This is a genomic window from Gracilibacillus suaedae, assembly GCF_017599345.1.
In the GTDB taxonomy this organism is placed as follows: domain Bacteria; phylum Bacillota; class Bacilli; order Bacillales; family Amphibacillaceae; genus Gracilibacillus; species Gracilibacillus suaedae.
Window position 1 is genome coordinate 17,797 of the sequence record NZ_JAGFVL010000032.1, and the last position, 14,440, is coordinate 32,236.

Below are 14,440 nucleotides of genomic sequence, written 5' to 3' on the forward strand. Positions count from 1 at the left end.
TAAAAAAACTGATTATAATCTTACTTTATTCTGAATTAACTAATTTCCCTTTTGATAATATTTTCTTTAAAACGGTTAGATTTAACTGGGGACTAAACTTCCGCAGTTGTCGCTCCTCACTCTCCGTGACAATGGCTACAACGGTACCTGAGTCAGACCCTAACCGCCCAGTTCTTCCGGAGCGATGAACGAATTGTGTCGTCTCTTTAGGCAAGTCCATATGAATAACATGGGATAAATCAGGGATATCTAAGCCTCTTGCAGCAACATCTGAAGCTAATAGTAATTCAGCTTTTCCTTCGCGGAATTCTTTAATTGCCTTAGCGCGTTCTTGCTTTTTGGAGTCACTATGTAAAACTCCTGCATGGATGCCCATATAATCTAGTTTTTCTGCCAGTACCGAAAGCGTTGAAATGTCTTTGACGAATACCAGTGCTTTCATTTCATGATTTCGTACGAGCTTTCGAAGTAGTTCAATTTTATCTCTCGCCTCACAAACAAGATACATATACTCCACATTTGGTCGATCATCCTCTTCTTTACCTACTCGAATTACTTCAGGACTGTTCATTAGTTCTTCTGCCTTTGATTGTACTGTCTCAGGTAGAGTTGCCGAAAAGACAAGCATTTGTCGATCACTTAAGGTACTTTTTACAATTTTTTCGATAGTAGCTATATGTTCGGGTATTAACAGTTGATCTGCTTCATCCAATACAATCGTTTTTACTTGATGCATCTTTAATTTTTTCTGATTAATTAGTTCGTTCATTCTTCCTGGTGTTCCAATTACGATTTGCGGTTTCTTTTTCAACTTTTCAATTTGTCGTTTTACGTTTGCTCCACCAATCAGTGTCGCACTACCAATTCCACTATCCCTTGACCACTCCTGAACTTCTTGATTTATTTGCATCACTAGTTCATGGGATGATGCTAAGATTACAACTTGCGTATTTTTTTGAGTTGGGTCAATTTGTTGCAAAAGCGGTAAAAGGTAAGCTAGCGTTTTACCGCTGCCTGTTGGTGACTCAGCAATGATATCTTTTCCTTCGATTATAAAGCGGGCCGTATGCAGTTGAATGGCTGTTAGCTTTTCGAACCCGGATTTATCCCAAGCTGTTTGAAGAAATGGTTTTAGGTCAGGTAATACTTCATTTAATGATTGCGTTTTATTCATTATTTATGCTCCTTTTATTGCTTCAATTCGTACGTCTTTATTCAGAGTAATCTTGATTACTATATACGTCAACTTGTACCATTATTTTGTGATAAATTAAATCGATTATGTGCCCTCCATAAGCTGGGGAGCGATCACACATAAAAATTTCGCCTTCGTTACAAACTACATGTATGTTTAGGAGGTAGAGGGTCTGGCACCTTTATCCCATCCAATAATTGGTGGCAGTTTTTTTGCATTCGTTAGTTTTACTACGGTCTTTGGATAGTATATAATGGGAAACCAAAGAAAAATAGATAGGAAGTGCCTATGAATAAAAGCAAAAAGAATGGATATAAACTAGGAAAAACACGCAATCAAGCGAAAAAAACAAATGGGAAAAAGCGCTCCGCACTGACTAATCAAAAGGGCGGCAAATTCCAAGGTAAGCCCTCGGCAACAAATAAGCATCGAGGTAATAAGAAATTTGTAACAGCAGAGGTGACCTGCACAGGCCTGACCAATGAGGGGAAAGGTATCGTTCAATGGAAAGGAAAGCAGCTAGAGGTAGAGCATCTATTGCCAGGTGAAACGGCTGAGATTACTTTGTCCACTAGTGGGCGATATGTTAATACGGAATTGAAGCGGGTAATCACCTCGTCTAAAGACCGAATCGAGCCAATGTGCTCCTATTTTTATGAGTGTGGCGGATGTCAGCTTCAGCATATGAACAAGGAAGCGCAAAAGCGTTTCAAACAGGAAACAATAGATCAATTGATGAAACCATTCGGTAAACCGGAACCCATTTTAACGATGGATCATCCGTACGATTACCGGAACAAGAGTCATACAACATTTGGTCTGAATCAGGAACGGCAGATTATTGGTGGGCTATACGCTCAGAATAGTCATCAGCTTATCTCGATGGATCGGTGTCTCATTCACGATCCGAAAGCGGATGAGATATGGCAAACGATTAAGGACATGATGAAGTCCTTTAAAATGCAGCCATATAATGAAGACACTGGACGAGGCTTCCTGCGTCACGTACTGGTGAAGGTCGGTAAAGTCAGTGGTGAAATCATGGTGGTGCTGGTTGTAGCTTCACCTATTTTTAAAGGTAAGAATAATTTTGTGAAAGCTCTAAGGAAGGCTCACCCAGAGATTACGACCATCCTCATGAATGTGAATAACCGGGATACGAGCATGGTTCTAGGTGATCAGGAGAAAGTGTTGTTCGGTAAAGGGACTATAACTGACACTCTTTGTGGAATGAAGTTTGATATTTCCGCGAAATCCTTCTATCAGATTAATCCGGTCCAGACGGAAAAGTTATATGCAAAAGCCATTGAAATGGCCCAGTTAACTGGAAGTGAAACCGTGATTGATGCGTACTGTGGGATCGGTACAATTGGTCTGATTGCTAGTCAAAAGGCTGGCAAAGTCATTGGAGTAGAGTTGAATAAGGATGCTGTTCGAGACGCAATCCGCAATTCAAAGCGCAACGGCGTGAAAAATGCCCGTTTCTATCAAGGCGATTCCGGGGAATTCATGATGGAGATGGCAGCACGTGGTGAGAAAGCGGATGTAGTAATTATGGATCCACCACGAAGCGGGAGTGATGAAGCGTTCTTGTCTAGTGTCGTTAAGCTTAAGCCGGAACGTATAGTTTATGTGTCCTGCAATCCGGTGACGCAGGTGCAAGATATGAAATATTTAGTACAGAACGGATATAAGGTAAAAGGGATTCAGCCAGTGGATATGTTTCCACAGACGACGCATGTAGAAAATGTAGCGGAGATAGTGTTGAAGTGAGAAGCAGGAACTTGACAGGTTCCTGCTTTTTTAAGTATAAGCAAAATTTTGATCGAAATTCTCTAATTCGGTTAAATATTTGACGTCGATCCCCGATCAACTATATATCGATGCAGATCATAAGCAGCTGAAATATTGGTCCAGACATTTATACGATTTTTACCTTTTAGATGTATATTTTTTTGCTAAGATTTGAACGGATTTTCATTCTCTATTTACTACCTTTTGTTCAAGTTTGTATTTAGAGTTAAATAAAAGTTGAATAATGAATATTCGGTAAATCATATCTTAACTGGTAGGATGTAGTCATTCACTACACCTTAAATCCCTCAAAAAGATAGTATAATAGAATCATCTTATAAATTAGCAAATAGTCGGTAAATGAAGAAGTAATAAATGACAAGAGAAATCTTATATTGCATAGTAGACGAAGCAAACGTATACTGCGCAGCAACAATTATCATTTGTTTTCTTCATCAGGGTTGGGCAGGCCCTATTAAAATGAATTTGGCAGAGCCTGCTTCAGTATTTTCAAATCGGCGTATAAATTAATTTAAACATTTTAGCTGCTCTTTTGTGTGATATGGGAAAATCTCTTGATTCGCTTTCAGACGAATAACCAAATCAGGATTGGATATATATAATTGTCCAAATGCAATTAGGTCTGCTTGATTTTCCTCAATGATGTCTGCCCCTTCATTAGGAGCTATATTACCAACAGCTATAAGGGTTTCCCCCCAGTATTTCCTAAATAACTCATGAAGCGATCTTTGATCATTTTTAAGGGCAACACCGTAGTTTTCTACAGAGGGATGGATAATTTTTATTCGGTGTTTGGAAAGAATCTCTGTGATAGCGTGTACCATTTCTTCAGGTTGCTCCCATACATAATCCCTATCGTCATCTTTCTTTTCTGAAACCCTGATGCTAATTCTATTTTTAGGTACAACTTTCTTTACTTCTTTAATAATTAAATCTAAAAATCGCAGTCTATTTTGTAAGGACCCTCCAAACATGTCTTGACGAAGATTTGATTTCTCACTGATAAATTGATCAATGAGATAACCATGTGCGGCATGTATTTCAACACCGTCAAATCCAGCCTCCATTGCATTTCTTGCTGCTTGTCTATAGTCATCGATAATTTGATATATTTCCGCCTGACTTAAAGGTTTAGGTGCTTGGAACGGTTTCCTTAATCTATGCACGTGGCCGCTAGCACTTATGGCAGATGGAGCGACAGGAGTATGCCCTTTTAAAATTTCCTGATGACTTACTCTGCCTACATGCCAAAGCTGGGCAAAAATTTTCGTTTTATGTCGATGAACTTCTCTTGTGACTTTTTTCCAACTTAGAGTTTGACGATGTGTGAATATTCCCGGAATCCCATAGGTTCCTTTGGCTGATTCATTGATGACAATTCCTTCTGTGATGATTAAGCCGGCACCGTATCTCGCTCTTTTTCCATAATAGTCGGCAATCAACTGATTTACTTCACCGGTTTCATTATCAGCAAATCCTCTTGTCATAGGAGCCATCACAATTCTATTATCTAATGTTAAGTTCCCGATTTTGTAATCAGAGAAGATGGAACATGTCATATTTATCACCTCATGTAGAATTTTAAATCTATCCCGATTTGTTTACAATGGAATTATTAAGCTATATACTATGAAAAACTTTAAATTTTAAAGTAATGAGGGTGAAAGCAATGTTAGATGATATCGATCATCAAATTTTAGATTTATTAAAAAGAAATTCAAGGCTTACTTATACGGAAATCGGTAAACAAATAAGCATGTCATCTCCTGCTGTGAAAACGAGGATAGAAAGATTAGAAGATTATGTGATAAATCGTTATACGGTAGAGGTAAATCATAAAGAACTCAATAAAGGAATTCATGGTTTTGTTTTATTTAAAACAAAGAGCTGTGAAAAGTTAATGAATTATTGTAAAGAGAACAGTAATATTATTGATTTATGGAGAATTAGCGGAGAGTATAATTATATGGCTGAAGTTGTATGTACAAAGGTGGAGGAGCTAGAGCAAATCTCTAAAGATACAACGCATTATGCCTTTTCCAATATACTATCTGTTCTAGGGAATTATAAGGTTAGTGATGGTTAAAAATGATAATTCATATCAAACAAACCTGATGCTTGAATCACTAATAATAACTTGTATTATCTCTAGTAATAGCAAATATTCATCCTCCATTTCTTAACTCGACACTTAGTGTTTAACACGAAATAGAGGGTATATTGCGCTTTAACTCATTAACTCTTTTCTACAAAAATTAAAGAAAAAGCAGCTAAAAAAGCTGCTTTAAGATGACCTGTCCTTATAAGTTAGGATTTTCCTTCTTAGCTTTCCTTCTTCGCTTCATTTACTCTAGGTTTTCGATATCCACCAGCAATATCTGCTTGTTTAAAGTCTTTTGCATAAATAACTTCCTGTGCGTCTGATGGTTCTTCCCCATTTCCTCCTATAGGTTGATACTGTGTTTTTTTGGACATAGTGCTCATCCTTTCTATTGGAATTGGGTTATATATATGATTTACCCATCATCATAAATTGCTAAACATAGGCTTTTCGGCAGTGTCAGGATTTCCCCGTTCATTTTTTAGTACTTTCCCGAAGACCATAAGATTTGAATTATTTAATGTAACGATTAGTTTTATTGAAAAGTGAGAGTAGTTGTGAGATAAAGGAGATAGTGGTTGATTTTAGCCCTATACTTGTATCATATCGTTACACTCTTTAGGAGGGAAAATAATGAAAGACTTGTATACAATCGGTGAAACAGCTAAATTAAATAACATATCCGTGCAGACTCTTCGCTATTACGATAGATTAGGCCTATTCCAGCCAGCACATGTCGATGGGCATAATGGTTATCGGTTTTATGATAGCAGACAATTTTTTTATCTGGATATTATAAAATCACTTAAATACTTACAAACGCCACTGGAAGATATAAAAAAGGTTATCCAAGATTCCCCTGAAAATATGCTACTCTTTTTACACAACCAACAAAAAGCTATTGAAAGAGAAAAGGAGAGACTTCTCCAAGCGGAGCAGTTACTCTCCAAAAGAAAACGTCAATTGGCTGAGCAATTTGAAATTAGTAAAAGAAGGGAAGATAATGCCATTTACTCGCGATATATTGAAGAGCAAAAAGTATTGAAAATGGCTATTCCCGGTGGAAATCCAAATACTGAACCAAATATACTCACACGTAAGTTAGCGGAGATTTTAGAAGATAAGAGTTCTATGATTGATAACCAGTGTGGTTATACTTATGACTTGAGAGCTTATCAAACTACTAGTCAGATAGATTACGACTCTGTGTATTCAACGCTTTCACATCCAAATATCGAATTAAGCGGAGAAGACGCGGAAATTGAATTTGGTCTGATCGCTTCTGGAGAATATCTCTGCATTGCTTTTGATTGGTCTCTTCAACACTACCTCCGTCATTATCATAAATTATATGATTATATTAAGGTAAACAATATAGAGACAGAAGGAAAAGTATATGAAGTTTCTGTACCTCTGAATTATAGTGCCTCTAAAGAAGATTGCTTTGTGACAGAATTAAGAGTAAAAAAGTCTTTGATAAACTAAAAACTCAGTTCGATAAAAAAAACGAGCGCTTGATCCTATTGACCCTATAGTTACTATAGGGTTTACAATGCGTTATTAGAAAGAAAGTAAGTTTATTGAAGAGAAAAAATAATAAAAAGGAGAGATTTTGAGTATGAGAACACCTGTAGAAGAAGAGATCTGGTATTCCTATCCAGGGATGGTTGCCGTCATAACAGCTCGCTATAAAGGGGCACAGAATATCATGGCCTCCGGTTGGCATACTTATTTAGGATCTAATCCGGGTATGTATGGTATATCCGTCCAAAGAAAAGCATACACCTACGATTTGATTGAGAAAAGTGGTGTGTTTGGTGTGCATTTTTTACCGGCAAAATATACTGAACTTATTCAAGCTGTTGGTACTTTCAGTGGCTCGAATGTTGATAAGTTCCAAGAATATAATATTCATTATGAGAATGGATTGAAAGCAGATATACCTATTTTGACTAGTGCTTATTTTGCTTATGAATGTGAAGTGAAAAGTATCACTCCAGTAGCAGATCAGGAGTGGATAGTTGGAGAAGTGTTACAACGTTATCAGGATAAAGATGTGTTCTTAGATAAAGGTTTTCCTAACTTAGCTAAACTTGACATTCCTCTTCATATTGGTGATTCCAGCTATCGTATTCTAAATGACCAAGCACTTGAGAAAGATCATCCATTTTGATCATAGAAATATACATGCAGTGAAAACGATAGAGAATATTAAAGAAAAGGGGCTGTCCCATTTTGTTGGATGTTGTCCTGGAGCTTTTTTTATATCGCCACGGAGCTTTTTATTTTTTTTCGTGGTTTTTTATCTTGAAAGGGGCTTTTGGGACAGCCCCCTTACTTAACCAAACAAATTCAAAAGCTCCAAAAATAGAACAAAAACACAATAAAACTTATTCACCTACTTCTATTGGCAGGCTTTCATCGGATGACCACTCAACCATAGATCCATCATATACAGCAACATCCTCACGACCAAGTGCGAACAATGCTAATGCATTCCATGTTGCAGCAATGCCGCCACCGCAATAGGTAATCACTTTTTTTGATTTATCTAATGCTCCGACTGGGGCAAAAAGCTCTTGTAATTTTTCCCTGTCTGGTAGGCCTTTGGTTTTCGGATCTGTAACATCGCCAAAGAAAACATTTTTACTGTTTGGAATATGCCCATTACGTGGATAAGCATTTGTTTCACCTTTAAATTCAGCAGGGGATAAACAATTAACGATTACGGTTGAACTACTATTCATTGCTTCTATCATATCTTCTTTTGATGCTAGTAGTTCAGGTCTTCGTTTCCCAGTAAAAGTAGCTTTCGGATAAGAGCCTAGTTCACTTGTCAATCGACGCTCTTCTTCTTTCCATTTTGGTAAACCACCAGCTAATATGTATACCTCATCGAAACCTTCGAGTCGGAGCTGCCACCATAGTCGCGATGCCCAATCGGAAGCTGAGAATGATGCTCCAACAACAGGCCCACGGTCATAGACAACTACATAGGTACCATCCCCTACACCTAATTCAGAAATTTTTTGAACAAACTCATCATGTTGAGCTGCAGTTAATGGAAGAGCTGCCTCAGGATCACTTAACTCATGTATTAGGTCTGCGAAAACTGCACCAGGAATGTGTTCCTTCACATATTCTTCTTTTCCAGAGGAGATATCCACTCCATTTTCGTCTTGTTTCATAATCACTGTAGCATCTAGCAATCGTAGTTTCGGGTCATTTAAATGAGACTCAAGCCAATCAGTATCAACCATTAAATGATTAATCCTCATGTATATACCTCCAGTTAGTATTTGTTCGGGTGTCTAGAATTATCTTTTCATTTTACCATATTTCTTCACTTATAATGCAATCGAGCACACTATTTGAATGAAATTCAATCCTTCAATCTAACTTATAGGATAAGGTCATTGCATCTACCGAAGGCAAGGAGGATAATACCTCATAGCCGTAATACATTCATGTATTTACTTTCAAATAGAAAGGATTTTGGAATGGTCAAACTACAATTGAAGCGAAAAGTAAAAAAATATAAAATAGAAAACAATATATTGCGATTTTTGTCGATTGTTGAAATACTAAATTTCCTATACAAACGGAAAAATAATATCTGTAGATAAAGTGGAAGCGTTCTTATAATAGATAATAATAAGAAGAATAAGACAGGAGGGTAGAGATGAATAAAAGGATCCAACAATTATTAAAACAATTTATCGGTAGGGAAGATCCGGTTACAAGTGACCAACTTGCAACTATACTTCAAGTATCCTCTCGTACAGTGAGAAACGATATAAAGATATTAGAGAATGTGTTACAAAAAAATGGTGCACATATATTAGCAGAACGCGGCCAAGGCTATCAATTGCAAATAAAAGATAATTCCCTATTCAAATCATATATTGAATCATTATTATTTGAGAAGGGGAGAGTCCCTGTTGAACCAGAAGATCGCATAAAATTTTTAGTAGAAAAATTCTTACTACAATCTGATTATATAAAAATTGAAGATTTAGTAGAAGAACTATTTGTCAGTCGATCTACTTTGCAGAAAGATTTAAAGGATGTAAAAGTTATACTAGATAAATACAAGTTGACGCTAGAGAAAAGGCCAAATTATGGACTTAAAGTGTCAGGTGACGAGAAAAAAATACGTTATGCAATTTCGGAAGAGCTCTTTAAAAGAGATCAAATGATGCCAACAGATCAGAGTTCCAAAATGTTGCTGCCGAAGGAACAAATGGATCGTATTCAGCAAATAGTCCTCAAACACCTACGAAAGAACCAATTGAATTTATCGGATATTGCTCTTTCCAATTTAGTGGTTCATATAGCGATTGCTTGCAGGCGAATTGAACAAAACCAGTATATTACTTCGCAATCTATTAATTATCAAGATATATTAAATACAAAGGAACATAAAATTGCAGCGGAATTATTAAATGAAGCAGAACAAGCATTACAAATTACTTTTCCTGACGCAGAAATTCATTATGTAACCTTACATTTATTAGGAACGAAGATTTTTTTAACGGATCAAAAAAATTCATCCTTACATGACTTTGAAGATCCTATGTTAGAAACAGCTAGATCATTAATTAATAAAGTGGACGAGCAATTGGGGTTAGGAATAAAAGAAGATAAAGAATTATTAGCAGGAATAGTTGTCCATCTTAAACCAGCTATTCATCGCTATCGAAATGGCATGAATATTAGAAATCCTGTACTTGAAGCAATTAAAGAAAATTATCCAGTAGCATTTGAAGCAGGAGTCATTGCTGGTAAAGTGATTGAACAAAAACAAAATATAAAGATAGATGAAAACGAAATCGGATATATTGCTTTACATTTTGGTGCAGCAATTGAAAGAACGAAGCTAGAAAAAAAACCAAAAAGATGTTTAATTGTTTGTACGACAGGGGTCGGAAGCTCGCAACTATTATTGTATAAATTACGCACAAAATTTGCAAATAAAATATCTATTTTAGGTACGACAGAACTACACAATTTAGAACAATACGAGTCCAATGTAGATTTAATTATAAGTACTGTACCACTTCCAGATGATCTCGACATACCGTATGTAATAGTAAGTACGATTTTAGGTGAACAGGATATAAATTTAATAGAAAAACAATTGGATAATCGTTGCGAGGATATTGTAGATAAATATTTAAATCCAGCACATATATTCTTAAACCAGAATTTTCACTCATCTGAGGAAGTCATTCGGTTCGTAGGGAGAAAGCTGACGGAAGAAGGTTTAGTCAATGATACTTTTTCAGAATCAGTTTTAGAAAGAGAGAAAGCCGCTTCAACGAGTTATGGAAATTTAGTTGCAATTCCACATCCTTTAGTTCCACAATCTAACCGAACATTTTGGGTATTCTGTGTATTACAGAATCCTATTCAATGGGGAGAGAACTTAGTTCAATTAGTCTGCTTTCTACATGTAAGCGAAGAAAATAAAGAAGAATTAAAGCCGATGTACCAGCACCTCATTAGTTTAGTTGATAATAAGGATATCGTACAAAAAATTATTTATTCGAAATCTCCAGAAGAGCTTTATCAAATATTGAAGGCAATTAGTTGATAACTCAGTTTAGAACTGGGTTATTTTTTTGGAGTAAATTAAACTTCCTTTATCTAGAGAGTTAATGTCAAACTAAAAACACAAAATATTAAGTGACCTCCCCATTGCCATTTTTAGTCGCCATGTTTATTTGCAGTACTTTAGCCTTTCTTTGGAGTATACACTAGATGTTTGCGTTAATTTCTGCCGTTGTGTACGGAAAAATGTGCTCTGTAGTTGAGAACAATTTAATAATAGAATGAAATTACAATTTATAAATAGAAAGACGGAAAGGAGGATTCTTCGTTGGACTATCAAGAAACCATTATGGGGATAATCGTCAATGGGGGAAACGCAAGGAGTAATGCGATTCGCTCGATAAAAGAAGCGAAAAAAGGCAATTTCGAAGAAGCTGAGAAATTACTAGAACAAACAAATGAGGATTTAGCACAAGCTCATCGTGTGCAAACAGACCTTATTCAAGGTGAAGCAAGGGGGGAAAAAACAGAAATCACTCTACTGATGATCCACGCACAGGACCATTTAATGAATGCAATGACTGTTAGAGATTTGGCTCGAGAGATTATTGACTTACATCAAAAAATTAACTAAATGGAGGAACGAAAAATGAAAAATATTTTATTAGTATGTGCTGCAGGTATGTCAACAAGTATGTTAGTGAACAAGATGGAAGAGGCAGCAAAAGATAAGTCAGAAGAGATTGTGATAAATGCAACTTCTGGTGGGGATCTAAAAAAATACGTTGGAAATGCAGATGTTCTATTATTGGGACCTCAGGTTTCTTATTTACACGAGGATTACCAAAAAGAATATGGTGATAGAATCCCTGTCGAGGTGATTAATACTGTAGATTATGGAACGATGAATGGACAAAAGGTATTAGGATGGGCATTAGAACTTATTGAAAAGAAATAGTTAGATCATTAGAGGAGGTTTATTATGGGGATCGAAAGGCAACAAATCTTAACAAAAATACAGTCAGTGTCCGGAAAAACAAGTAACAATAGGTATTTAAAAGCAATTTCCAATGGGTTAATCTCTATCTTACCAGTTATCATCATAGGTGCTTTTGCAACTCTTTTAGCAAACATGAACATTGGAGGCTATCAAGATTTTATAGAATCAATAGGTTTAAAAACGATGTTCATGATACCCGCTAATGTCACGACTGGAATGTTAGCATTATACACTGTATTTTTCATTGCATATAGACTGGCATCATATTTTGAGAAAGATGGTGTTGGTGCAGGTTTAATCGCGTTAATTTGTTTTTTAGTCTTAACACCATTGTCCCAGCTTGATGATGCGAACGTTATACCTGTTGAATATTTAGGAGCTAAAGGACTCTTTGTAGCGATAATTGTCGGACTAACAGTATCAAGATTGTATGTACTAATAATAGATAGTAAATTTTTGATTCGATTACCAGATAGCGTCCCACCAACGATTGGGAAATCTTTCAACAACCTTGTTCCAGGAATTGTAATAACAATAATTTTTACCATTGTAAATGTATTATTTCAATTAACTACTTATGAAAATGTTCATGAATTTATCTATTCGATTCTTCAAGCTCCATTGTTAAATTTAGGTGGGGGATACTGGTCTTTAGTAGTAATGATTTTAGTTATTCACTTACTATGGTTTATTGGGGTTCACGGGATGTTAGTGGTATTACCTATATATTATAGTATATGGATGCCACTAGGTCTAGAAAATTTAGATGCCATCGCAGCAGGCGAAACACCTACCAACATTGTTCATACAGGCTTTTACACTACGTTTATTTCACTTGGAGGTGCAGGTGCAACATTAGGACTATGTATACTAATGGCGTTTTTTGCCAAGAGTAAACGCTACAAGTCGTTAGGAAAAATATCATTACCTGCCTCAATTTTTAGTATCAATGAACCAATTACTTTTGGTACACCCATTATATTAAATCCATATATGTTTATACCTTTTATCTTTGCACCATTAATAATTGGTACAATATCTTACTTTACAATGCTTTCCGGTATTATTCCAATAGCTAACGGTACTCACTTGCCAATAGGTACACCTATTATACTTGGACCAATAGTTCAGGGAGGTTTAATATTAATTATATGGCAATTCATTTGTATCGGAATGTCCGTTCTAATCTATTATCCATTCTTTCGAGCGTTAGATAGAAAAGCTTTAACAGAAGAAATCTCTTCCGAGAGTTAATAATAATTTCACAAGCGAAAGGAGGGGAAAGAGGGGATTCCCTCTTTATGAGATGAGTAAAAAAACTAATATTGTCATGATAGTTGCAGATCAATGGCGTGCTGATTCTGTCGGATTTCTAGGGAACTCTTCAGTAAGTACACCTAATCTGGATAAATTAGCTAAAGAAGGTGTAGGTTTCTCTAATACCTATTGTCAAAATCCAGTATGTGTTCCAAGCCGATGTTCATTTATGACTGGTTGGTATCCACACACAAAAGGTTATCGAACAATGAGGCATCTAATGGATGATAATGAACCTAACCTATTAAAAACATTAAAAGAATCGGGATATTTTGTTCACTGGGGAGGCAGATCTGACTTTTTGCAAGTTGATGCAGATATTAGCGCTGTATGTTCCGATAGAAGTGATTTTTTTTCTGAAAAGATGAGGAAGGCAAAAGAACAGAAAAAGAATGAAATAACATCTGAACCAGATTATTCACATTATAAAGGTGTGGTTGAAGAAGCTAATCATCCAGATGTAGATCAGATAAATAATGCAATTGAATTAATAGAGGATAAAGAATTTGGTGATGATCCATTCTGTATTTATTTAGCTCTCTCCTTACCACATCCAGCATATAAGATTGAGGAAGAATGGTACAACCAAATTAGTTCTGCAGACATTGCTAGTCCGATCAGATTAAAAGAGGGAGAATGGAATAAAAAGCCTAGTATTTTGCGTGGTATTCATGAAAACCAAAAACTTACCCATTATTCAGATGAGCAATTAAAGGAAATAAAACGTGTCTATTATGCGATGGGGACTAAATTAGATGCTCAAATTGGAAATTTAGTTAATACACTAAAAGAAAAAAATCTGTATGATGATACAATGATTATTTTCTTTAGTGATCATGGCGACTATACTGGTGACTATGAATTAACGGAAAAGAATCAAAATACATTTGAAGATGTAATAACAAGAGTGCCACTTTTAATAAAGCCTTCTGGACAAACAAAAATAAAACCGCGTATCACAGACGCTTTAGTAGAACTAATTGACGTTCAAGCAACTATTATGGATTTAGTAGATATTGCGCCGAGTCATACACATTTTGGGAAATCACTTAGAGACGTTCTTGAAGGAAAAGAGCAACATAGAGATGTGGTTTTCTGTGAAGGTGGTAGATTAGAAGGTGAAGATCATTGTATGGATGCAGGCCATTCTCCGGATAACCCATATTGGGCAAGAACGACCGAACAAGAAAAAATGCCTCAACATACAAAGGCAATGATGATAAGGGATCATGATTTTAAATATGTTTATCGGTTATATGAAGAAGATGAATTTTATAACCTGAAAGAAGATCCATGGGAGAAAAACAATATAATAGAAGATGAACGTTATAAAGAGAAAATATTAGATTTTAAAAATAGAATGTTACTACATTTTTTTGAAACAGGTGATGTTGTCCCACATCGACGAGATAGACGCTTTTGATTAGAAGGAAAAAGCAGCCAAAGTAAATTTTAATAT

General features: G+C 35.9%; 13 protein-coding genes. 9 read left to right on the forward strand and 4 right to left on the reverse strand.

The window, feature by feature from the left end:
- Positions 1–25: 25 nt before the first annotated feature.
- Positions 26–1,174 (reverse strand): DEAD/DEAH box helicase, encoded by a 1,149-nt coding sequence (locus J5J03_RS08125; protein ID WP_208588518.1) that lies wholly within the window; start codon positions 1,172–1,174, stop codon positions 26–28.
- 309 nt (positions 1,175–1,483) lie between these two features.
- On the opposite strand from J5J03_RS08125, the gene rlmD reads away from it, so the two are divergent.
- Positions 1,484–2,968 (forward strand): 23S rRNA (uracil(1939)-C(5))-methyltransferase RlmD, encoded by a 1,485-nt coding sequence (rlmD, locus tag J5J03_RS08130; RefSeq protein ID WP_208588519.1) that lies wholly within the window; start codon positions 1,484–1,486, stop codon positions 2,966–2,968.
- 548 nt (positions 2,969–3,516) lie between these two features.
- Here rlmD and J5J03_RS08135 read toward each other — a convergent pair.
- Entirely contained in the window at positions 3,517–4,569 is a 1,053-nt protein-coding gene (locus J5J03_RS08135) for an oxidoreductase (RefSeq protein ID WP_208588520.1), read from the reverse strand.
- A gap of 110 nt (positions 4,570–4,679) precedes the next feature.
- Here J5J03_RS08135 and J5J03_RS08140 point away from each other — a divergent pair, with 110 nt between their 5' ends.
- Positions 4,680–5,096 carry an Lrp/AsnC family transcriptional regulator gene (locus tag J5J03_RS08140; protein WP_208588521.1) on the forward strand — a complete coding sequence of 139 codons (417 nt, stop codon included), beginning with the start codon at positions 4,680–4,682 and terminating at the stop codon, positions 5,094–5,096.
- A gap of 236 nt (positions 5,097–5,332) precedes the next feature.
- Here the strand turns inward: J5J03_RS08140 and J5J03_RS08145 are convergent, their stop codons facing one another.
- A complete protein-coding gene (locus tag J5J03_RS08145) occupies positions 5,333–5,485 on the reverse strand; it encodes a YfhE family protein (RefSeq protein WP_208588522.1) in 153 nt (50 codons plus the stop codon).
- Between the two features lie 259 nt (positions 5,486–5,744).
- On the opposite strand from J5J03_RS08145, the gene J5J03_RS08150 reads away from it, so the two are divergent.
- Positions 5,745–6,596 carry a MerR family transcriptional regulator gene (locus J5J03_RS08150; RefSeq protein WP_208588523.1) on the forward strand — a complete coding sequence of 284 codons (852 nt, stop codon included), beginning with the start codon at positions 5,745–5,747 and terminating at the stop codon, positions 6,594–6,596.
- Positions 6,597–6,729: 133 nt separating this feature from the next.
- On the forward strand, positions 6,730–7,284 hold the full coding sequence (locus J5J03_RS08155) for a flavin reductase family protein (RefSeq protein ID WP_208588527.1): 555 nt from the start codon (positions 6,730–6,732) through the stop codon (positions 7,282–7,284).
- Between the two features lie 217 nt (positions 7,285–7,501).
- On the opposite strand, the gene J5J03_RS08160 is transcribed toward J5J03_RS08155, so the two are convergent.
- Positions 7,502–8,389 (reverse strand): sulfurtransferase, encoded by an 888-nt coding sequence (locus J5J03_RS08160; RefSeq protein ID WP_208588528.1) that lies wholly within the window; start codon positions 8,387–8,389, stop codon positions 7,502–7,504.
- Between the two features lie 404 nt (positions 8,390–8,793).
- Between J5J03_RS08160 and J5J03_RS08165 the strand changes: the two genes are divergently transcribed.
- The 5 genes from J5J03_RS08165 (at position 8,794) to J5J03_RS08185 (ending at position 14,404) form a co-directional block, all read left to right on the forward strand.
- Positions 8,794–10,707 carry a BglG family transcription antiterminator gene (locus J5J03_RS08165; protein ID WP_208588529.1) on the forward strand — a complete coding sequence of 638 codons (1,914 nt, stop codon included), beginning with the start codon at positions 8,794–8,796 and terminating at the stop codon, positions 10,705–10,707.
- Positions 10,708–10,992: 285 nt separating this feature from the next.
- Positions 10,993–11,298, forward strand: coding sequence for a PTS lactose/cellobiose transporter subunit IIA (locus J5J03_RS08170; protein WP_269435805.1), 306 nt, complete (start codon positions 10,993–10,995; stop codon positions 11,296–11,298).
- Between the two features lie 15 nt (positions 11,299–11,313).
- Complete coding sequence (locus J5J03_RS08175) at positions 11,314–11,622, forward strand: PTS sugar transporter subunit IIB (RefSeq protein ID WP_208588530.1); 309 nt, start codon at positions 11,314–11,316, stop codon at positions 11,620–11,622.
- A gap of 24 nt (positions 11,623–11,646) precedes the next feature.
- Positions 11,647–12,918 (forward strand): PTS sugar transporter subunit IIC, encoded by a 1,272-nt coding sequence (locus tag J5J03_RS08180; RefSeq protein WP_208588531.1) that lies wholly within the window; start codon positions 11,647–11,649, stop codon positions 12,916–12,918.
- Between the two features lie 52 nt (positions 12,919–12,970).
- Positions 12,971–14,404 (forward strand): sulfatase-like hydrolase/transferase, encoded by a 1,434-nt coding sequence (locus J5J03_RS08185; RefSeq protein ID WP_208588532.1) that lies wholly within the window; start codon positions 12,971–12,973, stop codon positions 14,402–14,404.
- Positions 14,405–14,440: the final 36 nt, after the last annotated feature.